18 protein-coding genes are annotated in these 21251 nt (G+C 53.1%); 14 read left to right on the top strand and 4 right to left on the bottom strand.

Features of this window, described 5'->3' with window-relative positions:
• The first annotated feature begins 207 nt into the window (after window positions 1–207).
• From RB298_RS18380 to RB298_RS18435, 12 genes are all read left to right on the top strand, one after another.
• Window positions 208–852, top strand: a complete 645-nt coding sequence (locus RB298_RS18380) for a TetR/AcrR family transcriptional regulator (RefSeq protein WP_375120497.1) — start codon at window positions 208–210, stop codon at window positions 850–852.
• Window positions 853–858: 6 nt separating this feature from the next.
• Complete coding sequence (locus tag RB298_RS18385; protein WP_213579414.1) at window positions 859–1368, top strand: DUF4188 domain-containing protein; 510 nt, start codon at window positions 859–861, stop codon at window positions 1366–1368.
• Window positions 1369–1594: 226 nt separating this feature from the next.
• Window positions 1595–3841, top strand: a complete 2247-nt coding sequence (locus RB298_RS18390; protein ID WP_486047917.1) for a helix-turn-helix domain-containing protein — start codon at window positions 1595–1597, stop codon at window positions 3839–3841.
• 267 nt (window positions 3842–4108) lie between these two features.
• Window positions 4109–5080 (top strand): ABC transporter permease, encoded by a 972-nt coding sequence (locus RB298_RS18395; RefSeq protein ID WP_015736745.1) that lies wholly within the window; start codon window positions 4109–4111, stop codon window positions 5078–5080.
• 10 nt (window positions 5081–5090) lie between these two features.
• Window positions 5091–5987 (top strand): carbohydrate ABC transporter permease, encoded by an 897-nt coding sequence (locus RB298_RS18400; RefSeq protein ID WP_096776089.1) that lies wholly within the window; start codon window positions 5091–5093, stop codon window positions 5985–5987.
• Between the two features lie 138 nt (window positions 5988–6125).
• Window positions 6126–7754 (top strand): ABC transporter substrate-binding protein, encoded by a 1629-nt coding sequence (locus RB298_RS18405; protein WP_096776088.1) that lies wholly within the window; start codon window positions 6126–6128, stop codon window positions 7752–7754.
• 19 nt (window positions 7755–7773) lie between these two features.
• A complete protein-coding gene (locus RB298_RS18410) occupies window positions 7774–9198 on the top strand; it encodes an alpha-L-fucosidase (protein ID WP_096776087.1) in 1425 nt (474 codons plus the stop codon).
• A gap of 176 nt (window positions 9199–9374) precedes the next feature.
• On the top strand, window positions 9375–11039 hold the full coding sequence (locus RB298_RS18415) for a DUF4091 domain-containing protein (protein WP_096776086.1): 1665 nt from the start codon (window positions 9375–9377) through the stop codon (window positions 11037–11039).
• 155 nt (window positions 11040–11194) lie between these two features.
• On the top strand, window positions 11195–11359 hold the full coding sequence (locus RB298_RS18420; RefSeq protein WP_162939100.1) for a hypothetical protein: 165 nt from the start codon (window positions 11195–11197) through the stop codon (window positions 11357–11359).
• A gap of 48 nt (window positions 11360–11407) precedes the next feature.
• Window positions 11408–12862 (top strand): aminotransferase-like domain-containing protein, encoded by a 1455-nt coding sequence (locus tag RB298_RS18425; protein ID WP_192571009.1) that lies wholly within the window; start codon window positions 11408–11410, stop codon window positions 12860–12862.
• Between the two features lie 91 nt (window positions 12863–12953).
• Entirely contained in the window at window positions 12954–13871 is a 918-nt protein-coding gene (locus tag RB298_RS18430) for a D-alanine--D-alanine ligase (RefSeq protein WP_486047921.1), read from the top strand.
• 6 nt (window positions 13872–13877) lie between these two features.
• Window positions 13878–15080, top strand: coding sequence for an aminotransferase class I/II-fold pyridoxal phosphate-dependent enzyme (locus tag RB298_RS18435; protein ID WP_486047923.1), 1203 nt, complete (start codon window positions 13878–13880; stop codon window positions 15078–15080).
• On the opposite strand, the gene RB298_RS18440 is transcribed toward RB298_RS18435, so the two are convergent.
• Window positions 15066–15971, bottom strand: a complete 906-nt coding sequence (locus RB298_RS18440; protein WP_015736737.1) for a helix-turn-helix transcriptional regulator — start codon at window positions 15969–15971, stop codon at window positions 15066–15068. The genes RB298_RS18435 and RB298_RS18440 overlap by 15 nt on opposite strands.
• Window positions 15972–16184: 213 nt before the next feature.
• Here RB298_RS18440 and RB298_RS18445 point away from each other — a divergent pair, with 213 nt between their 5' ends.
• Window positions 16185–17072 (top strand): sugar phosphate isomerase/epimerase family protein, encoded by an 888-nt coding sequence (locus RB298_RS18445; RefSeq protein ID WP_036660164.1) that lies wholly within the window; start codon window positions 16185–16187, stop codon window positions 17070–17072.
• Window positions 17073–17098: 26 nt separating this feature from the next.
• Window positions 17099–18130 carry a Gfo/Idh/MocA family protein gene (locus RB298_RS18450; RefSeq protein WP_096776082.1) on the top strand — a complete coding sequence of 344 codons (1032 nt, stop codon included), beginning with the start codon at window positions 17099–17101 and terminating at the stop codon, window positions 18128–18130.
• A gap of 153 nt (window positions 18131–18283) precedes the next feature.
• Here RB298_RS18450 and RB298_RS18455 read toward each other — a convergent pair whose 3' ends face one another.
• From RB298_RS18455 to RB298_RS18465, 3 genes are read right to left on the bottom strand one after another with little or no spacing between them, the layout of a single operon-like run.
• Entirely contained in the window at window positions 18284–19180 is an 897-nt protein-coding gene (locus RB298_RS18455; RefSeq protein WP_096776081.1) for a sugar phosphate isomerase/epimerase family protein, read from the bottom strand.
• Between the two features lie 49 nt (window positions 19181–19229).
• Window positions 19230–20087 carry a sugar phosphate isomerase/epimerase family protein gene (locus tag RB298_RS18460; RefSeq protein ID WP_015736733.1) on the bottom strand — a complete coding sequence of 286 codons (858 nt, stop codon included), beginning with the start codon at window positions 20085–20087 and terminating at the stop codon, window positions 19230–19232.
• Window positions 20084–21142 carry a Gfo/Idh/MocA family protein gene (locus RB298_RS18465; protein WP_015736732.1) on the bottom strand — a complete coding sequence of 353 codons (1059 nt, stop codon included), beginning with the start codon at window positions 21140–21142 and terminating at the stop codon, window positions 20084–20086. The genes RB298_RS18460 and RB298_RS18465 overlap by 4 nt, the downstream gene beginning before the upstream one ends.
• Window positions 21143–21251: the final 109 nt, after the last annotated feature.

A 21251-nucleotide genomic window follows, 5' to 3' on the forward strand; every position in this document is an offset into this window, starting at 1 on the left:
TCTCTATTCATAAAAAAGAGGGGCATTTCTGCGCTTTCCCTTCCAAGTCATTCCCCCGTGTATCCAATCTCAATAAACACACTATGATCGACAGCCAATCAAGCAAGCCCGGACTACGCACCGTGGGCGCGATGCGCTTTACTTTGACAAAATAAATTAACTTGTGTTAATTTATTTACAAGAGTTAATAAAAGGTGGTGTATTCCCTTGCAACATCCGGATATCCCATTAAGGGAGTTAAAAAAAGCCAAGAACAAAATCGCGCTGTACGAAGCGGGATTATCTTTGATGAAGGATCGGATGTTCAGCCAGGTCATGCTGGAGGACATCTGCAGGAGCGCCGAAATATCCAAGGTCACTTTTTTCAAGTTCTACCAACGCAAAGAGGATTTGCTGATTTATTTTATGCGGGTTTGGCTGACCGAGCGGATGATCGAGATCGACCAGGAAGGGAAAAAAGGGTTTCAGGCATTCCGCCATCTGCTGTCCGAGGTCGCTAAGGAGCATCAAGTAAGGCCGGGCATGATGCCGAGTTTGATCTCTTTTCTCGCGGAGCAGAACATGCAGCCCTGCATGCCGGAGCTGAGCCGGGCTGAAGTATCGCTGCTCTTTCCCGGTCACGAGGAAGCGGGAAGCGAATCGCCCAACATGCATGCTCTATTCGAGCGGTTCATGAAGGAGGAAGCTCAAGCCGGCAGGCTGAATAAAGCCTTAACCTTGGAGCAAGCCGTACAGATTTGTTTCACCGTTTTTTACGGGGCGTTTCTGACGGCTCAGTTGTACAATTCCACGGAAATCGGCTGCTTTTACGAAACGCACCTAGGTCTGCTCGAAATCAAGGAAGGGGAGTGAGCAAGCATGAGCAAAGTAATTCCAGGTCGATATACCGCCCACATGGACGGTTCTTTCGTTGTATTCGTCATCGGGTTTCGAATTAACAAATGGTGGGCGGTACATAAGTGGCTGCCGGTCATGAGCGCCATGTCCCCGATGCTGCAGGAGCTGTACCGGAACAAGGAGGAGCTCGGCTTCATGGACGGTACTTATCATTTTTCGGGGCGCGGGCTTACCCTCATCCAATATTGGAGAAGCTTCGAACACCTCGAGCACTATGCCCGCCACGGAGCCAACCACCTGACGGCATGGCGGGAGTTCAACCGCAAGGTCGGAACGGGAGGAGACGTGGGGATTTTTCACGAAACCTATCTGGTCCAGGAAGGCCAGTATGAATGCCTGTACAACAACATGCCGCGCTTCGGTTTGGCCAAAGCCGGAGCCCATGTATCCGCGACAGGCCGCAGGGAAACGGCAAGCCGTCGGCTTGGCCGCGAGGGTGAACCCGCTGTGCCGACTCCTCCCAATCCCTAGACCCTTATAGATTTACGGCGGCGAATCCTCTACGTTTCCCTCAGCTAAAGATAAGTATGATTACCATAGGATCAAGACCAAGTCAATGCTATGGAAGTAATGATGCTTTAGACGCGTTTTTCTTCCGAGGTTCAAAAAAGTGTTGGTAAACCCCGTCCGTTCTTCTATGATGAAATTACTTTCAATCGATGACGAGATAAGGAATTAATCGCTCAGGGGGATGCCTATGGGAAGGAAAGCGTGGTTTTACCGTCAGCTTTTATCGTATATGCCGGTCTTCTTTATCGTGATTTCCTTTGTGTTTTTTGTCTTTTTCCAAATGCTCGGGGAACAGTCGCGGCAGGGCGCGATCCAGGCTAATGAGACGATGATTCAGCAGGCGATGCGTTCGGTCGACAATTCGCTGAAGGCCATCGATCAGATGCTGGTGCAGGAATTGCTTTTCAACCCTGATATGTCGGGATTTTTCAATCAAGAGGATCAGGACAACGTCTATTTGAACATGCAGGCCGTGAAGGCCATGAAGCAGTTCAAGGTTTCCAACCCGCTTGTGGATTCCATGGTCCTCGTTCGAACCCAGGATGAATTCGTCCTAAGCTCTTCGTCCACTTTCCGTTTGCAGGATTATGCGGATTATGACTTTCTCCAGCCTTATCTGAGCCAGGTCAATAGCGAAGCAAAATGGAGCGCCCTGCGGAGTTTCCGGGAATTCAGCTTTAACAGCACGCAGCAGGTGGTCACCCTGGTACGGGATGCCCCCTTCGTTACCCATGGCAAAGGCGTGATTGCCGTCAATATCAAGGTAGACGCCATACATAACATGATTCAGGGCATGGTTAATCCCGAAGTTAGTTTCATTCATGTGATGGACACGGGGGGCCGTTCCTTGATCGCCGGCACCTCGGGCGCTGAGCACGGGGAACTTGTGTCCCAAGCGGTATCCCCTTACACCGGATGGGTTTACGAAGGGGGGCTTACCCAAGGCAGGGTGGTGGGTATCGTCAGCCAATTGTACAATGTCTGGTTTATCGTCGGCCTTCTGATGTGCATGGCCGGCGTGGTCTGGATCGTATTCGTCACGCGCCGGAACTATAAGCCGATCGAAGCCATCGTGTCCCGGATTTCGAAATATTCGCAGACCAAAACGAGCGTTCTGCTCCATGGCGGCAAACAGGATGAGTTTGCTTTTATCGAATCGGCGCTGGAGAGCCTGCTGGAACAGGCGAGCAGCTTTCAGCAGCAGCACCGTGAAGATTTGCTCCTGCGCAAAGCGTACCTGTTTCAGCAGCTGATGGAGGGACAGTATCCTTCTCATCTGGAGCAGTGGAACGAGCAGCGTGAAGCCATGGGGCTGCCGGACCTGTCCCAACCACAGATCGTCAATGTCATTGAAATCGATAAATACCCGCTGTTTTGCGAACAGTATCCCCAGCAGGACCAGTATCTGATCAAGTTTGCCTTAAAAAGCGTCGTTCAAGAAATTGCGGCCGGGCGGGAAACGATGCTTTGGACGGAATGGATTTCAGCCTCGAAGCTGGGAGTTCTCGCGGCAGCGGAAGATCAGGATCCGAATCGGCATGTGGCCACGCTGCTGGAGCAAGCCCGCCAGTGGGTGGAGGAGCACCTGAAGCTGACCATAACCGTTGGCATCGGGGAGAAAGCGGAGCGGTATACGGATATCCCGGAATCCTATGAGCAGGCACGCGCCGCATTGAAATACAAAATGATCCTCGGCGACAACCGAATCATTCATTACGCCCAAGTATCCGGTGAGGACCGGGGGAATGCATTCGATTTTCTGAACCTGATCCGCTCGATGGCGCAGTCCTTCCGGCTCGTCAACAAGGATTGGCAGGAGAAATACAGCACCCTTATCCATAACATCGAGCAGAACATGCTGGACCGGGACGGCGTGGTGAACCTGGCGGATTACATGATGTACTCGCTGGGACGCGAAATGTCCTGCATGGCGAAGGAATTTCAGGAATTATGGCTTACGGAGGGGCAGCCTGCCTTACGGAACGCGCTTCAGTCGTCCGATACGCTGGAGGAGCTGGAACAGGAACTCGGGGAGGCTTTATCCGCTCTGTACGACAGCATCCTCGCTCTCATGGAGGGCCGAAATCATGCGGACACGATTCAGAAGGTACGCTTGTTTATGGAGCAGAACTCGAGCAACCCGGACCTGTCCCTCAATTATTTAAGCGAACGCTTCGGCATGAACTGGAAAACGCTGAGCAAGCTGTTCCGGGAGGAGACCGGCCAGAAATTCGTGGATTATTTGATCGAGCTGCGGATGAACCATGCCCGAAGACTGCTGGAAGAAACCCTGCTGCCCGTACAGGATATCGCCACCGAAGTCGGGTATTCCAACGCCATCTCGTTTGGCCGGATGTTTAAAAAGCTGATGGGAATGTCGCCGGGGGATTATCGTGAGCAAGCTGCTATCAAGCAGCAGAAATTCGGGAATTAACGAGTCCTTCGGAGTCCCTTCCATGCATACTCGAACCAAGTATAGAGCCCTGCGGACGATGCTGTCCGGCGGGCTTTTTTGCCGTCAACGGAGAGAGGTTTAGCGGCGGAAAAAGGTTTATCGCTCTTACGGCCTGCCGGCTCTGAAATTTTCCCCTGCTCGCGGAAATACGTTGATTCGGAGAATCTTGTATATTGATCGGATGGAACCGTCCGCTCTAAACTTGGGACCAACACAAAGCGAAGGAGGGTGACCCCATTGGCTCGTATGAGCAGCGCAATTCCAGTACCTGCAGATGCACAGGCACCAACGAATCTACCATCGAACAAGCCCATGAACCGAACGAGGAAGAAGCTGATGAAGCACTGGCAGTTCTACCTGCTCGTGTTCTTCCCGTTAGTCTACATCATCCTCTTCAAATACGTTCCGATGTTCGGCGTACTGATTGCATTCAAGGAATACAACGTCGTACAGGGGATCTTCGGCAGTCCCTGGGTAGGGTTCGATTATTTCCGGCAATTATTCGACGCGCCGTTCTTCTGGCAGTATGTCCGCAACACGCTCGAGATTTCCCTGTACGGCCTGCTGGTCGGATTCCCTGCACCCATTCTGTTGGCGCTGGCCCTGAATGAGATCAGGAACGGCCGCTTCAAGAAAACCGTCCAGATGGTGACCTACGCGCCGTACTTTATTTCAACGGTTGTCATCGTCTCGATTCTGATCGTGAACCTCTCGCCCAACACGGGGCTGATGAGCAACCTGTTCCGGGCGCTGGGACTGGAAACCGTTGATTTTCTCGGCGTGCCGGAGCTGTTCAAATCGATCTATGTCTGGTCCGATGTATGGCAGTTCACCGGTTACGGCGCCATCATCTATATTGCGGCCTTGGCGGGAGTCAATCCCGATTTGTACGAGGCGGCCCGAGTGGACGGGGCGACCCGGTTTCAAAAAATCATCAATATCGATATTCCCAGCTTGTTTCCGGTCATCGTCATTTTGCTCATATTGAATCTGGGCAATCTGATGAGCCTGGGCTTCGAGAAAATCTATCTCATGCAAAACCCGCTGAATCAGAACACGTCCGAGGTCATCTCCACCTACGTGTACAAGGTCGGCCTGCTCGGAGCGAACTTCAGCTTCTCCGCCGCCATCGGCCTGTTCAATTCCGTTATCAATTTCATTCTCTTGGTCATCGTCAATTACGTATCCAGAAAAGTCTCATCCACAAGTCTATGGTAGGAGGAATCGCATGAGCAGATCAACCGTACGGGAGTCCGCTGCAGACCGGATTTTCCTTGGTATCGTGTATTTGTTTCTATCCGTCGTCCTGATTGTCATCCTGTTTCCGCTGCTGCATATTGTAAGCGCATCCTTCAGCTCCCCGGGCGCGGTGTCGTCGGGCAAGGTGTGGCTGTGGCCGGTGGACGTGACCCTGATCGGCTACAAAGCGGTATTCCAGAATTCCAATATTCTGATCGGGTTTGGCAACTCGTTGTTCTATGCCGTTGTCGGCACGCTTGTCAACGTCGCATTCACGGTGATGCTTGCATATCCGTTAGCCCGAAAGACGTTTTACGTTCGCAACCTCATCATGATGCTGCTGGTGTTCACGATGTTTTTTGACGGCGGGCTCATTCCGAACTATCTGCTCGTGAAGTCGCTCGGCATGCTCGACACGCGCTGGGCCATGATCATACCGGGTGCGTTAGCCGTGTTTCAGGTCATCATCGCCAGAACCTTTTTTCAAACCACGATCCCGGAGGAGCTCGCCGAAGCTGCCGAAATGGACGGCAGCAGCGACATTACCTTTTTTCTGAAAATCGTCCTTCCGTTATCCAAGCCGATCCTGGCCGTGCTCGCGCTGATGTACGCCGTCGGCCATTGGAACTCCTATTTCAACGCCCTGATTTATTTAAAGGACAGCAGCCTGTTTCCGCTGCAAATCTTCCTGAGGGATATTCTGATCCTGAATTCCGTCAGCGCCGAGATGGTGACCAACGTGAATGAGCTGCTGGTCCGCGAAGGGCTGAAGGATCTGCTGAAGTATTCGCTGATCGTGGTGGCAAGCGCCCCGGTACTGGTCATTTACCCGTTCGTGCAGAAGTATTTTGTCAAAGGCGTGATGATCGGGTCCTTGAAAGGGTGATTCCTGCTTATTGTGAAGGAGGTGAGGCCGGCAGTATAGAATGGGTAATTCCGATGATCGGACACATAGGGGGTATATGCAAAATTAGGTTTCGTTTATGAAGTACGGGCAAGCATTTCATATTAGGGAGGAATTGATTTGAAAAGGTTCACTGGATTAGGTTTAAGTCTGATTCTCGCGGCAGTGCTGGTTTTATCCGCTTGCGGCAAATCGAGCGAAACAGGAACTGGAAATCCGGCAAGCCCTCCGGAGTCGGGGGCACCCGTTGAACTATCGGTATTCGCTCCTCAGTCCGCCGGCATCGAGAGCCTCGATGTCAATCCATTCTCCAAGCATATCGAAGAGAAGCTGGGGATTACGTTCAAATGGAATACGACGCCCGACGCGGTATTCAACGACAAGAAACTGCTGATGCTGGCCAGCGGGGATTATCCGGCGCTTATTATGAATGCCGGCATATCCAAGGCGGATCAGATCAAGTACGGAATGCAGGGGGCCTTTATCCCTTTGAATGATTTAATCGACCAGCATGCGCCGAACATCAAGAAGGCATTGGAGGAAGTTTCCTATTTGAAATCCGCCATGACGGCCCCGGACGGCAATATATATGCGCTTCCGAAGGTGAACGAGTGCCTGCACTGCACGTATGGCCAGCGGATGTGGATCAATACGACCTGGCTCGAGAAGTTAGGGCTTGAAATGCCAACGACCACCGACGAGTTCTATGAAGTGCTGAAAGCCTTTAAAGAGCAGGACCCGAACGGCAACGGCAAGGCTGACGAAATTCCGATGACCACTTCGCTCGATGTATGGGGAGGAGGAGTTGACGCCTTTTTGATGAATGCTTTTATATACAACAATGGCACGACTTATCTAAGCGTGAAGGATGGCAAGGTGATTTTGTCGGCGGCTGAGCCCGAATGGAGGGAAGGGCTGAAATATCTGCGTAAGCTTTACAGCGAAGGACTGATCGATAAAGGAGCCTTTACGCAAAACGGCGATGCCGTCAAGCAGCTTGGCAACAAAGCGGAGAATGTGGTCGGCACCGTCGGTTATGCGCTGATCAGCAGCGTGCTGGAGCCGACCGACGCCAAGCCCCGCCATAAGGAATACGATGTCGTTCCCCCGCTGAAAGGACCGAATGGCGTACAGCTAGCAGGTTATAGTGTCGGAGCAGGGGACGGATCGTTTGTCATTACGAACAAAGCGACGGAGGAGCAGCGGATCGCAGCGATCAAGCTGGCGGATTACTTGTTCTCTGAAGAAGGCACCGTGATGACTTCCTGGGGGTTCGAGGGAGACGGATGGCGAAAGGCGGAGTCCGGTGCGCTTGATTACAACGGCGAGCCGGCCGCATACGAAGCGTTGAAGCGGGATGTGCCCGAGGGATCCCTTGACGTAACCTGGTGGCAGCTCGGCACGATGCTGATGGTGAATTCCCTCCGTGAATCCTTTGTTGCTCCTGAAGATCCGCTCGGCAACGGAGCCTACGAGTATCGTTTATGGCTGGCTGCCAAGAAATACGAGCCTTTTGCCAAACCGGAGTTAGTGTACCCGACCGATGTGTTCATCGATCCGAAAGACGCAACCTTTATCGCGCAGATTCAGAAGACGATTCAGGATTACGTGAAATCGAACCTGGCCCAGTTCGTAACCGGCAGCAAAGACATCGAGAAGGATTGGGATGCCTATGTCAGCGGATTTAAGGGGCTTCAGCTGGATAAGTATCTGGAGATTCATCAGAAAGCATTAGACAATCAAGGATGAGGTATGGGAGGTTTATCGCTTGCACAATTTCATTGAATACGCTGCCAACATCGAGCCCTCGGAACGTCAATTAGCCGTACAGGAGATGGAGTTCTACGCCTTCTTTCATTTTACCATCAATACGTTCACGGATATGGAATGGGGCACGGGAAAGGAAGACCCGGCGCTGTTCAATCCGGCGCAGCTGGATGCGGATCAATGGGTCAGCGCTTGTGTCAGCGCCGGGATGCGCGGCCTGATCCTGACCTGCAAGCATCATGACGGCTTCTGTTTATGGCCGAGTCAGTATACGGAGCATTCCGTGAAGAGCAGCCCTTGGCGAAACGGACATGGGGATGCGGTGAAGGAGGTTGCCGATGCCTGTAGGAGAAAGGGGATCAAATTCGGCATCTACTTGTCCCCATGGGACCGGCATGAATCGTCGTATGGGGATTCGCCGCGGTACAATCAATTTTTCCTGAATCAGCTAAGAGAGCTCCTGACCGGCTACGGCGAGATTTTCAGCGTCTGGTTTGACGGAGCCTGCGGCGAAGGGCCGAACGGCAAGCGCCAGGAATACGATTGGGATGCGTATTACGCCCTGATTCGGGAACTGCAGCCGAATGCCGCCATCTCGGTATGCGGGCCGGATATTCGCTGGTGCGGGAATGAAGCGGGGCATTGCAGGGAGTCGGAGTGGAGCGTCGTTCCGGCGTCGCTGCGCCAAAATGAAGCGATCCAGGAAAAGTCGCAGCAAACGGATGACCGGGAGTTCGCGCGCCGCTATGAATCCAGCGAAGAGGATCTCGGCAGCCGGAGCGTCATTCAAGGCGAGAAGGAGCTGGTATGGTATCCGGCCGAAGTGAATACCTCGATCCGTCCCGGCTGGTTCTACCATGCGTCCGAAGACGATAAGGTTCGATCGCTGGAAGAATTGCTGCATATTTATTACGGCTCGGTTGGCGGCAATGCCACCTTTCTGCTCAATATTCCGCCGGATACCCGCGGACTCGTTCATGAGAACGATCTGCGGCGTCTGCAGGAACTCGGGGACGCCATCCGAACAACGTTTGATACCGATTTGGCAGCCGGCGCGGATATTACGGCTTCCGAAACGAAAGCCGGATCGGATGCTCGAAATATGGTCGATGGTAACAAGGATACGTATTGGAGCCCCGAGGAGGGTACGGAATACGCCGTGATTGAGCTGGACCTCGGGCGGGCGATCGATTTCGATCATATCGTATTGGCCGAATACCGGTACGGGCAGCGGATCGAGCGCTTCGAGCTTGAATATATGGAAAACGGGAACTGGCACACGATCCAATCCGGGACGGTAATCGGGCGCAAGCGCATCTGCCGCTTTCCCGCCGTACGCAGTCAATATATCCGCCTTACCATTTTGGAATCGAGATGGTGTCCGCGCCTGTCCGGCATGGAAGTTTACCGGAGCTCGAGGGATTGATGGGAGGACTGCAGATCTGCAGCCTCCCCTAAGGATTGGCAGTAATAAGGCGGCCATCGCAAAAGAGCGGTGGCTCCTTTTTTTCGAAAACGCAAAATTTACCTTCCGTTCCATCCAGATTAGTGTAAGATGTACGTGAAAGTACCTCATTCCATTGTAGAGAGGATGCAATCTGCATGAGTCATTCCATAACGTTTGAAACCCGGCTGTTAAGCTCTCTGTCCAAAGTATTCGCCGATGAAGAACTGTCCCCAGCCTCGTACGACGCAGGGGCAGCGTTTAGCAATGAGACATTCTCGTTTCAAGTTGCCTACCGTTCCAATCGCTTGTTGAAAAACATCCGGGTTATTCTGCAATCCGAGTTAAGCGAACGGGTTACCGTCCGCTCCGTAGGCCTGGTTCCGTCGGAGCTGCCTACGTATCATGACCATGACGAGTTTATCTTAAGAGCTACGCCCGGGCTATATCCGGACCCGCTGCTGCCTCTGGCATCAGATCCTGTTATAACCGGATGCCCGGGCCAGTGGAGAAGCCTCTGGATCACGGTACAGCCTGAGGAAGCGATCCAGGGAGGTACATATGAAATCCGGATCCGTTTTGAAGCGGAATCGGGAGATACGCTTGGGGAAGAGGTATTTACGCTGGAAGTGATTCCGGCAGCCTTACCTGCGCAGAAGCTCATTCATACGGAATGGTTCCATGCCGATTGCCTGGCAAACTACTATGAGGTGGGGATTTTTAGCGAGCGGCACTGGACGTTGATCGATCAATTTATGCAGACCGCGGCACAGCATGGGATCAATATGATCCTGACTCCGGTGTTTACGCCTCCGCTGGATACGGAAGTGGGCGGAGAGCGGCCGACGGTACAGCTGGTCGATGTCGATGTGAGCGAAGATGGAAAATATGCGTTTGGGTTTGACAAACTCGACCGCTGGGCTGACCTGTGTGATTCCAATGGCATTCAGTATCTGGAATTCTCGCACCTCTTCACGCAGTGGGGAGCCCGGCATGCGCCGAAGATTATGGCTAACGTGAACGGACAGCCGGAGAAGCTGTTCGGTTGGGAGACGGATGCGACTGGAGAAGCGTATCATGCCTTCATCAGACAATTCATTCATGCTTTGACCGGTTGGATCGAAAGCCGGGGACTTGAGCAGCGCTGTTATTTCCATGTATCCGATGAGCCGTCCGAGTCCCATCTGGAGGCTTACGGGCATGCAAGCCGGTTGATGAACGAGCTGCTGCCGGATTACCCGATCATTGACGCGCTCTCCGATATTTCGTTCTATGAGCAGGGGCTGGTGAAGCGTCCGATTCCGGGCAGCAACCACATCGAGCCTTTCCTGGATCAGCAGGTAACCCCGCTGTGGACCTATTATTGCTGTTCCCAATACAAGGAAGTGTCCAACCGATTCTTCAATCTGCCTTCGGCGAGAAACCGGATCATCGGGATTCAGCTGTATAAGTTTAACATTGAGGGATTTCTCCATTGGGGATATAACTTTTGGAATTCGCAATACTCGAAACGCGCCATTGATCCGTTCAAGGTGACGGATGCGGATTGCGGTTTTCCTTCCGGAGATGCTTTTGTGGTATATCCCGGTGAAGAAGGGCCGATCGAATCCATTCGGCTGAAGGTATTCCAGGAAGCGCTTCAGGATTTGAGAGCGCTTCAACTGCTGGAAACCCAGATCGGCAGGGAGGCAGTTCTGCAGGCGCTGGAAGAAGGGCTTGAAGAGCCGATCACCTTCAAGACGTACCCAAGGGATCCGGAATGGCTGCTGTCGAAGCGGCAGTGGATCAATGATAAGATCAGGGAAAGCTTGGCTGTGAAGTAAGCGGGCCGGACGTACGGCTTATTTAGACGAATCAGGGCCTTTTTAGGCCGAACGAATCCTGCATAACACTGCCCCATCTTCCTTTGAGAAGGTGGGGCAGTTTTTGATTTTCCGATCTGTTTTTTCGCCAGATGGGTACCAAGAATGTTTCATTCTTGCTTGTGCATGATCCCGTATGGTTCCATGATATAGAGAACGTGCATGTCATCAAGGTATACCGGCGCAAAGGGCAGTCCAATCCTAGGGATGAGATGGCCGGGATTCTGCCAACGATATCGGCAAACCACGCCCGTGGCGAAAGAGGCCTGCTGTGGTTCTAGTGGTGCCGCCGAAATTATGCCATCATAAGAGCAAGGGGGAAATGAACGATGTATTTGGATTTCAAGTTGGCGAATGACCGCCCGGCGTATATTCAAGTCAAGGATTACATGAAGCGCTTGATGACAACCGGGGCGCTGCAAGCCGATCAGAAGCTTCCCTCCACGCGTGAGCTAAGCGCGCTGTTTCGAGTGGGCCGCAATACGGTGCTGAGCGCATACTCCGATTTGGAGGATGAAGGCTATATCTACGCGGTTAAAGGGCAAGGACACTTTGTTTCCCCTTCGATCAGCGGGGCATCCGCACAGCCGGAAGGCAAGCGGCTGGACTGGGGTCCTCGCCTGAACGAGTATGCCAGGCTTGCGGAAGCGAACGATCTGATGAAGCACGGGATCCGTGCTGAGAAGGGCTCCATATCGTTTACAAGCATCGCTCCCGACGAGAAGCTGTTCGACCTGCCCAATGTCAAGCGTGCATTCCTGGACCGGATGTCGCTTGAAGGCGATATCCTACTAAATTACGGTTACGCCAAAGGCTATAAACCGCTTATTGATTATCTTCTCCGTTACATGGAGAACAAAGGGGTGAATGTTCAGGGCAAAGATATGCTGATCACCAGCGGTTTTACGGAAGGCTTAAGTCTGGTGCTATCCGCCTTGAACCAAGGGCATGGCCGCATTCTATGCGAGAATCCCACCCATCATACCGCCATTAAAAATTTTAAAATGCACGGGTACGCCATTACCGGCGTCGAGATGGAGCAAGACGGCATCAGCCTGACAGGGCTCGCACGCGAGCTGTCGGAGCGGTCGTACGACATGGCGTACCTTGTGCCTTCCTATCATAATCCTACCGGAATCGTGATGTCCCACCAGAAGCGGCTGGAAGCGCTGCGGCTGCTGAACGAGCATGAGATTCCCGTGATCGAAGACGGCTTCAACGAGGAGCTGCGTTATTCGGGCTCCCACATCGCGCCTCTCGTTGCATGTGCAGGGGGGGAGAACAACAGCGTGATTTACCTGGGCAGCTTCTCCAAGATTCTGTTTCCCGGCCTGCGAGTCGGATGGGTGCTGGCCGACAAGACCCTGATTCATTATCTGGAAAGCGTGAAGCGGGCCCGCAGCATTCATACGTCGACTCTGGATCAGTCCTTGCTCTTTCAATATCTGTACAATGGCAACTTCGAGAAGTATTTAAAGAGAGCGAAGGCCGAGTACAAGCGAAAATATGAGCTTGCGATCCGCTGCTGCGAGGAGTGGATTCCGATGGAACGGCTGTCCGGTGACGGCGGGCTTCACCTGTTCGTTGAATTCGGTCCGGACTTCCGGACGCGGGAGCTGCTGGAGGCCTGTTCCGCCCAGGGCGTGGTGTTTACGCCGGGGGATATTTTCTATACCGATGGCGGCGGCCAGCACACCATGCGTCTTGGATTCTCCCGCGTCTCCGACGAGAACATCGAGAAGGGGATTCGCATTATTGGCGAGGCGGCGAGGAAGCTGGTGTGATCGGGGTGCAACAGAGATCGGAGGAATAATCCGCATGCGGAGTGATGTACAGGCAATCAGCTTGAAGAAATTTATTTAGGAGGTCTACATCATGAAGGTTGGCGTCATCATGGGAGGCGTATCCTCCGAGAGGGAAGTTTCACTCATGACCGGCAAAGAGATGATCGCTCATTTGGATAAAAGCCGCTACGAAGTCTATCCGATCGAGATTCACGATAAACGGGAGCTGATCAGCAAAACCGAAGGCATCGATATTGCGCTGCTCGCCCTGCACGGCACGTTCGGGGAAGACGGCACGGTGCAGGGCACCCTCGATACGCTGGGGATTCCGTATACCGGCAGCGGCGTTCTGGCCAGCAGTCTCTGCATGGATAAAGATTTGAGCAAGAAGCTGCTGCGTTACGAAGGATTGCATACGGCTGACTGGATCATGGTCAGCTGCATGGAAGAGCTGGCGGCCGCCGACGTGGAGGGGCTCGGTTTTCCCGTTGTGGTGAAGCCGAATGCGGGCGGATCCAGCATCGGTACCCGGATCGTGCGCGACTCGGCTGACCTTGCATCCGCCGTCGAAGAGGCGCTGCGGTGGGACCGCTCCGTCATGATCGAGCAATGGATCGAGGGAGAAGAAATCACCTGCCCGGTCCTGAACGGCGATATGCTTCCGATTGTGTCGATCAAGCCGAACTCGGAGTTTTTCGATTATGCATCCAAATACGAAGAAGGTGAAGCGGATGAGCAGGTGATCGAGCTTCCCGCAGAATTTCAGGAGCAGGTGCGCACAGCCGCGCTTCGATGCTATAAGGCGATGAAGTGCAGTGTATATGCCCGGATCGATATCATCCTGAAGGGAAAGATTCCTTATATTTTGGAGGTCAACACGCTTCCGGGTTTAACGAAGACCAGTCTGCTGCCAAGAAGCGCGGAAGCGGCGGGATATTCGTTCAGCGGACTTTTGGATGCCTTGATTGAAATCTCATTATCGGAACGAAAAAGCGAAGGCAAGGAGTAGAAGGATATGAAGACAACGAGCAGCTTTCTAACATCGACGGTGCAAGTCATGCCGCCATCCGGCATCCGGCAATTTTTTAATGCTGCGGAAGCGGATGACGAGGTCATTTCGCTCGGCGTGGGCGAACCGGATTTCGTGACGCCCCAGTGTGCGATCGATGCATGCAAACAGGCGCTGGAGCATGGGCGCACGATGTACACGCCGAATGAGGGGCTGATGGAGCTGAGGGAAGGAATTGCAGACTATCTGCATGCCGGCTTCCAGCTGCAATACGAGCCGTCGAGGGAAGTCCTGGTCACGGTCGGCGGCAGCGAAGCGATTGATCTTGCGCTGCGGGCGCTCATCTCGCCGGGCGATGAAATTATCATTCCCGTACCGGGATATGTCGCCTATGCTCCTCTTGTGCAATTGAACGGCGGCACCGTCGTCGAGCTGGAGCTATCCGCCGAGCATGGCTTCAAGTTGACGGCGGATGCCCTGCAGCAGGCGATCACGCCCCGGACGAAAGCGATCGTTGTTAACTTTCCGAGCAATCCGACAGGAGCCGTCATGACCCATGAGGATTGGCTTCCGATCGCGCGCCTTGCGGTCGAGCACAATTTGGTGGTGATATCAGACGAGATGTATGCCGAGCTTACTTATAGCGGCACGCATACGAGCGTCGCTTCCCTGCCGGGGATGCGGGAGCGGACCGTCATCATCGGCGGATTCTCCAAAGCCTTCGCCATGACGGGCTGGCGGGTCGGCTACCTCTGCGGCGATGCCGGGCTGGTGGGCGCTATGGTCAAGATCCATCAGTATACCGCGCTCTGCGCGCCCATCATGGGACAGATTGCGGCCATAGAATGTTTAAAGAACGGGCTCGGGGATCGGGACGTGATGAGGCAGGCTTACGATGAGCGCCGACAAATGTTTGTGCAGGGACTGAGCGATATCGGCCTGAGCTGCCGCGATCCTCAGGGAGCCTTCTATGCATTCCCCAGCATAACCGGAACCGGCCTCGGCTCGCAGCAGTTCGCGGAGCGATTGCTTCGGGAGGCCAAAGTAGCCGTTGTGCCGGGCCATGTATTCGGTGCCGGGGGCGAAGGCTTCATCCGCTGCTCGTATGCTGCTTCGTCCGCTCGACTCTGCGAAGCGCTCGAACGAATGGAACGCTGGCTTCAAACGCATGTACGTGTCGAAGGTCTTCATGCCTTACAGAATTCTTGACAGCTTCCGGTAATCGGTAGCGGTAATCCCCTCCAGCCTCCGGAAGATGCGGCTGAAATAATGAATGTCCGGGTATCCGACGCCTTCGCCAACCATCTCGATCGAGATGTCGGATTCCCGGAGCAGCCGGCGCGCTTCCCGGTGACGAACGGATTGCACGAATTCGCTCGGCGGCATCCCGGCAAGGCGCTTAAACAATTTGGCGGTATGATCCGCGCTTAACATCAAATGCTCCGCGATGACTTTGTTGCTCCAGTCTTTGGCTGGAGCTTTTTCGATTTGAGCCATCAGCTCGATCAGCTTGGCCTCGTGCGGCGACGTTTCCGTCAATGCCCGGGAGGGGTGCGTCCGAAACAGTTGAACCAGCACATCCAGCATCAGACCCTTGCAGGCAAGCTCGTAGCCGGCGGGACGCAGGGTAAATTCCTCTACGATGCGTTCCATCATCTGTACGCATGGCAGGGGAGGCGTATAGATAATCCGGGAAGAAAGGGGAGGGAAGGCGGATGACACGGCTTCATGCGCGAACTTATCCGTATCCACCACGGCTTCGTTCACGATCATATCGGCTTCCGTCTGGATGTCCAACTCATCGAAAAAATCAAAATGGATACCCAGAAAACGCGCGTCGGGATGGGAAACCACCTCATTTTGGTGGTAAACGCCGGACGGCAGAAAGATCAGCTGGCCTGCTTCGACGACATGCCGGTTCCCGTACATGGTGGTAACGGCTTCCCCATGGCATACATAGAGCAGTTCGAAATCATATAACCTGCGCTGCGGGAGAGCTCCCGTCGCCATGCGTTGAAACTGTGCATAATGAATGCTGGGCGACCATTCGCGGAAAGGCGCTTCGCGTTTTACCGGATAATCGGGGTCCATATCGGCCATCGTAGATTCACTCCCAAATGTTATTAAGAGAATAGAACGGAATTGTCCAAATAATCGCTTTTCTTTCTAAATCATTTCTTGGAATGTTTATTTATTATATAAGTATTATTACATCCAATTGGTTTATTTACAACTTGACGGAAAAAGTCAAATGATGCGTTTCAGAAAACATTTGTAACATCATCAACCTATGAATTTTAGGAGGGATTTGCGATGAAAAAAGGGATTAATATCTGGTCGTTCCCGGGAGAGGCTTCCATCTCCGACTGTATCCGATTGGCAAAAGAAGCGGGCTTTGACGGAATCGAATTGTCGCTGAACCAAACGGGGGAGCTCGGGCTCCAGGCAGGCGATAAGGAAGTGCAGAACATAACGGCACAGCTGAAGGACGCAGACCTCGATATTGCAGGATTGGCGACAGGCTTGTATTGGGACTATCCGATGACCAGCGACGACCCGGCCATCCGTGAAAAGGCCATGGACGTTTGCAAAAAGCAGCTGGAGCTCGCGGCTGCATTCGGTGTGGATGCCATTCTTGTGATACCAGGGGCGGTCGGCGTCGATTTTGTTCCCGGTTCGGCAGTCATCGATTACGAATATGCTTACGAGCGGGCTCAAGAATCCATTCGCAAGCTGGTTCCGTACGCGGAAAGCGCCGGCGTTTCGATCGCGCTCGAGAATGTATGGAACAAATTCCTGTTGTCCCCGCTGGAATTGCGGACCTTCATTGACGAGATCGGTTCCGACTATGTCGGCTCATATTTTGATGTAGGCAACGTCGTGCACAACGGTTATCCGGAGCATTGGATTCGGATTTTGGGCGAGCGGATCAAGAAAGTCCATTTCAAGGATTACCGCAGGCAGGCAGGCGGATTGCACGGCTTTGTCGACCTGCTGGCAGGAGACGTCAATTATCCCGCAGTGGTGGAAGCTCTGCGCCTGATCGGCTACGACAACTATGTCACGGCAGAGATGATCCCGGCCTACACCCATTATTCGGAGCAGATCATATTTAACACATCCAATGCGATGGATGCGATTCTTGGACGGACGCCGTCTTTGCGCAAGCCGGACGCGCGGCAGCATCAAGGACAATCATAATCATAAGGGATACGGAGGGAATGAGAATGCTTAAGATCGGAATATTGGGTTTTGGTTTCATGGGCCGCATGCATTTCGACAATTATCTTCGTTTGGCTCAAGAAGGCGCGGACATCGAGCTGGTGGCGATTTGCGATCTCCTCATCGATGAGCTTAAAGACAGCAAAGCCAACGGGAATATGGCGACCGAGCGGGATGTCTACGACCTGGAGCCCTATCGTCTTTACGACCATGTGGACAAAATGCTCGAGCATGAAGATCTGGATATCGTGGATGTGTGCCTGCCAACGTATTTGCATGCGGATATGTCCTGCATGCTGCTGGAGCGCGGCATTCACGTCCTGTGCGAGAAACCTGTTGCGGGCAGCTCGGAAGAAGCCTGGCGCATGGTGAAAACAGCGGAACGCACGGGCAAAACGCTGATGATCGGACAATGCCTGCGTTTCTGGCCGGCTTATGAATATTTGAAAGAATGCGTGGAGGACGGCCGCTACGGCAGCATCGTTGCGGGCGAATTCTTCCGGGGATCGGAGCCTCCTAAGGGCTGGTTCCTGGAAGGGGAGAAAAGCGGAGGCTGCATCACGGACATGCATGTGCATGACGCGGACATGATCCACTGGCTGATGGGCAAACCGGAGCGGGTGTCCACATTCGCCAAAACGATCATTGAAGGAAGCTCGTACGATATCGTATCCACCCATTACACTTACCCTGACGGGAAAGTGATTAACGCCCATGCGGATTGGACGCTGCACGGCGAACATGGCTTCCATATGGGATACCGGGTAAATTTCGAGGAGGCTACCCTGGTGTTCGAGAATAATGAATTGAAGGTGTATCCTGAAGACGCACCGGGCTTTACAGCCGAACTGTCCGGAGATTCCGGCTACTACCGCGAGCTTCAGTATTTCATCGAGCATGTTGCGCAAGGAAAGCCGGTAACGGTATGTACGCCAGACAGCGCGGCAGGATCGCTGGAAATTATCGAAGCCGAGATCCGTTCAGCGAGAGCGAACGGGGCTTTGGAGACTGTGACGGGGAAACAAGCGGTATCTTAAGGTATACAAGTTTCAAGTTCCAACATACATCATGGTGCGACAATGAACAGGCCGATCAGGAAATTTCCTGATCGGCCTGTTGTTTGTGTTTATCAAGTCCGTTCCAAGCGAACGTTGCGGTTTGCTTGGAACGGTCTCAAAGCTTGCGTCGGTTTATGCTCTGAACGTTTTCAAGAAGTCCACGGCAAGCTTGATGTCCGCTTCCGGATTGGTCTTCACTTCGCGTTCGATTGTCAAATACCCGGTATAGCCGATATCTTTAAGGGCTTGCAGGTAAGCATTCCAGTTAACGCCGCCTTCGCCAAGCGGAACCTCACGGAACTTTTCGCCGGATTCCGCCATATCGGCAATTTTGTCATGGTCAAGCGCGGGTGCTTCATATCCGAAATCGCCGTATACGTCACGAGGATCGATGTAGTCTGCCAGCTTGATTCCGTCCTTCGCGTGCGTATGAACGATATAATCCTTCAGGTTGTATACGCCCTGTACTGGATCGTCCCCGGTGACCATGACCATGTTGGCCGGGTCAAAGTTAACGGATACGCCGTTGGAACCCAGGCTGTCCAGGAATGATTTCAAGTGAGCCGAAGGCTCCGGCCCTGTCTCGATGGCAAAAAACGCGTTCATCGAGTTTGCGAAGGTGCTGAGCTCTACGCAGGCCTTATGCATCGTTTCGTATACGCGGCCGTTGTGATCCTGCGGCACGATACCGATATGGGTCGTAATGATATTGGTTCCAAGCTCCAAACCGAGCTCCATGATCCGCTTGGATTTTTCGATTTTGGCCGCATTTTCGGCAGGATCCTGAAAGCCGTGTCCGCCAAGGTCACCGACGAGGGCGGAAATTTCAAGTCCCAGGGAATCGATATAATCCTTCAATTCTTTTCGAGCGGAAGCGGAGAGGTTGGCTGGATCCATTTCGCCGTGAACGGCATAGATCTGAACGCCGTCCGCGCCGACCTCCCGCGCTTTGACAAGACCTTCTCTTACGCCAACCCGAAAGCTGTCAACGATAACGCCAATTTTGTTAGGCATGATAGGCTTCGACATCCTAATATCCCCCTTATATCATCCTTATGTGATCCATAAGCCTTCTGCCTTAAGCTTCGTTCCAGGCTTTACGGACATATTCCAAACCAAATTTAGCACCCGTGCGGCAATCTTCCATCCCTTCGAATTCAATCGAGATATAGCCGTCGTAACCGGATTCCTTCACGATGCGAACGACTTCCGGCATATCGATATCGCCTTGGCCGACAATCGCGCCACGCAGCCAGTTGCCGCTGGAGGTGTTAAACCAGCCGGATCCGGGCGCGCGGTTAGCCGGACGATAGTAGAAGTCCTTGAAGTGAACCATGGACGCGAGGCCGATGTTGTTCGCGACAGCCACGGTGGATACCTCGTCTGCACAGAGGAAGTTTCCGATGTCCAGGGTTGTTTTGAAATTAGGGTGGTTCACGGTCTGAACCAGAGCTTTGACGCGGTCGCTATGCTGAATGAAGTAACCATGGTTCTCCACGCTGGTGGTAATGCCGCGTTCTGCCGCGTAATCGGCAATGATGCGGCATGCATTGGCCAGCCGCGGAAGTTCCTCCAGGAAATGCGTGATGGACAAGTCCTTGGAAGAGCCTACGTCATGGCGCATCAGCTTGACGCCAAGCGCAGCCGCAATGTCCACTTCGCCTTTAACTCGTTCAATCTCCGCTTCATAAGCAGCGTCATCCAATTCCGCAAAATTGGCGCCGATGGCGTAGTTGGAGATTTCAAGCCCTTTGGAGGCGGCACGGGATTTGATCGTATCGATCAGCTCCGGCGTTTCCTTGAGGTTAAAGCCGAGCGGAACGATCTCGATATGCTCTCCGCCGATCTCCGCAACGTAGTCGATGACGTCGGTAATGGTCATTTCGCCTTTGTTCATGGCCTGGTACAGGCTGTACGAGCTTATTCCGAGTTTCATAGGAGAACTTCAGCCCCTTTCTCGGCGGATTCATAGATGCCGCACAGAATCTTCATGATCTCAACGCCGTCTTCAACCGGGCTGAGCGGTGTTGTGCCGTTCTCGATACAGGAAATGAAGTGATTGACCTCGCTTTGGAAAGCAGCATCGAAGTCGAATCCCTTGTTGTCGGTTTGCGGCTGGATGTTGATGATGGTATCGTGCTTCTCGGTTACGATGGAAACCTCGGGGTCGATCTCGAATCCGCCCTTGTCTCCATACAATTTAACGGATTGCAGATTTTCCTTCGAGTGCAGCGTGAAGCTTACGTCCACCAACAAAGAGGCGCCGTTTTCAAAACGGATCATTGCATTCGCCATATCCTCGACGGTGTTCTTCTCAGCATCATAATCAGCTGCTTTATAGAAGGACAGGTTGCGCACGTTTGAGCGATTGCCCAGCTTCCGGTATGTATTGGCACTGACGGCAACCGGCTTCGGACGGCCCATCATGTACCAGCACAGATCGATGACGTGCACGCCGATATCGATGAGCGGTCCGCCGCCGGAACGTTCGATGTCGGAGAACCAGCCGCCCGGATTGCCGAGGCGGCGAATGGAGGAAGCCTTCGCGAAGTAGATCTCCCCGAATTCACCCTTGTCTGCAAACTCGCGGAGCATTTGAGCGTTAGGGTCATAGCGTCTTACGAAACCGACCTGGAGCATCTTGCCGGAGGATTTCACGGCCTCCTGTACTTGAAGCGCTTCCTCAACGGTGCGGCAAAGCGGTTTCTCAACCAGAACGTGTTTGCCGGCATTCAGTGCCGCAATGCTGATTTCGGCATGCGTATTGTTCCAGGTACAGATGCTTACCGCATCGATTTCCGGATCGGCCAGAAGTTCTTTATAGTCCGTGTAGACTTTGGTAGCGCCGTATTTTTCAGCTGCGCGCTGTGCTCTTTCTTCGTTTAAATCGCACACGGCGAGCAAATTCGCGTTCGCATGTTTTTGATAGGATTGCAAATGCATAGCAGAGATTGATCCAGTGCCAATGACGCCAACATTAATAGATTTCATGAGTTCACTCCTCTGAATTTACTGCATTACACTTTCGTATTATAATGCTTTTAGAGGAAGACACCATGATAAACCGTGCTGTTTGTTTGTACAATTGTGCTGTCTTACT

The organism is Priestia sp. BR_2 (assembly GCF_041954005.1).
GTDB lineage: Bacteria > Bacillota > Bacilli > Paenibacillales > Paenibacillaceae > Paenibacillus_AQ > Paenibacillus_AQ lautus_A.

Excerpts from the sequence above, each read along its gene's own strand:
- RB298_RS18440 (WP_015736737.1), bottom strand. The coding sequence starts at position 15,971 with ATGGCCGATATGGACCCCGATTATCCGGTAAAACGCGAAGCGCCTTTC.
- RB298_RS18445 (WP_036660164.1), top strand. The coding sequence starts at position 16,185 with ATGAAAAAAGGGATTAATATCTGGTCGTTCCCGGGAGAGGCTTCCATC.
- RB298_RS18455 (WP_096776081.1), bottom strand. The coding sequence starts at position 19,180 with ATGTCGAAGCCTATCATGCCTAACAAAATTGGCGTTATCGTTGACAGC.
- RB298_RS18400 (WP_096776089.1), top strand. The coding sequence starts at position 5,091 with ATGAGCAGATCAACCGTACGGGAGTCCGCTGCAGACCGGATTTTCCTT.
- RB298_RS18415 (WP_096776086.1), top strand. The coding sequence starts at position 9,375 with ATGAGTCATTCCATAACGTTTGAAACCCGGCTGTTAAGCTCTCTGTCC.
- RB298_RS18460 (WP_015736733.1), bottom strand. The coding sequence starts at position 20,087 with ATGAAACTCGGAATAAGCTCGTACAGCCTGTACCAGGCCATGAACAAA.
- RB298_RS18425 (WP_192571009.1), top strand. The coding sequence starts at position 11,408 with ATGTATTTGGATTTCAAGTTGGCGAATGACCGCCCGGCGTATATTCAA.
- RB298_RS18430 (WP_486047921.1), top strand. The coding sequence starts at position 12,954 with ATGAAGGTTGGCGTCATCATGGGAGGCGTATCCTCCGAGAGGGAAGTT.
- RB298_RS18435 (WP_486047923.1), top strand. The coding sequence starts at position 13,878 with ATGAAGACAACGAGCAGCTTTCTAACATCGACGGTGCAAGTCATGCCG.
- RB298_RS18465 (WP_015736732.1), bottom strand. The coding sequence starts at position 21,142 with ATGAAATCTATTAATGTTGGCGTCATTGGCACTGGATCAATCTCTGCT.
- RB298_RS18390 (WP_486047917.1), top strand. The coding sequence starts at position 1,595 with ATGGGAAGGAAAGCGTGGTTTTACCGTCAGCTTTTATCGTATATGCCG.
- RB298_RS18395 (WP_015736745.1), top strand. The coding sequence starts at position 4,109 with ATGAGCAGCGCAATTCCAGTACCTGCAGATGCACAGGCACCAACGAAT.
- RB298_RS18450 (WP_096776082.1), top strand. The coding sequence starts at position 17,099 with ATGCTTAAGATCGGAATATTGGGTTTTGGTTTCATGGGCCGCATGCAT.
- RB298_RS18385 (WP_213579414.1), top strand. The coding sequence starts at position 859 with ATGAGCAAAGTAATTCCAGGTCGATATACCGCCCACATGGACGGTTCT.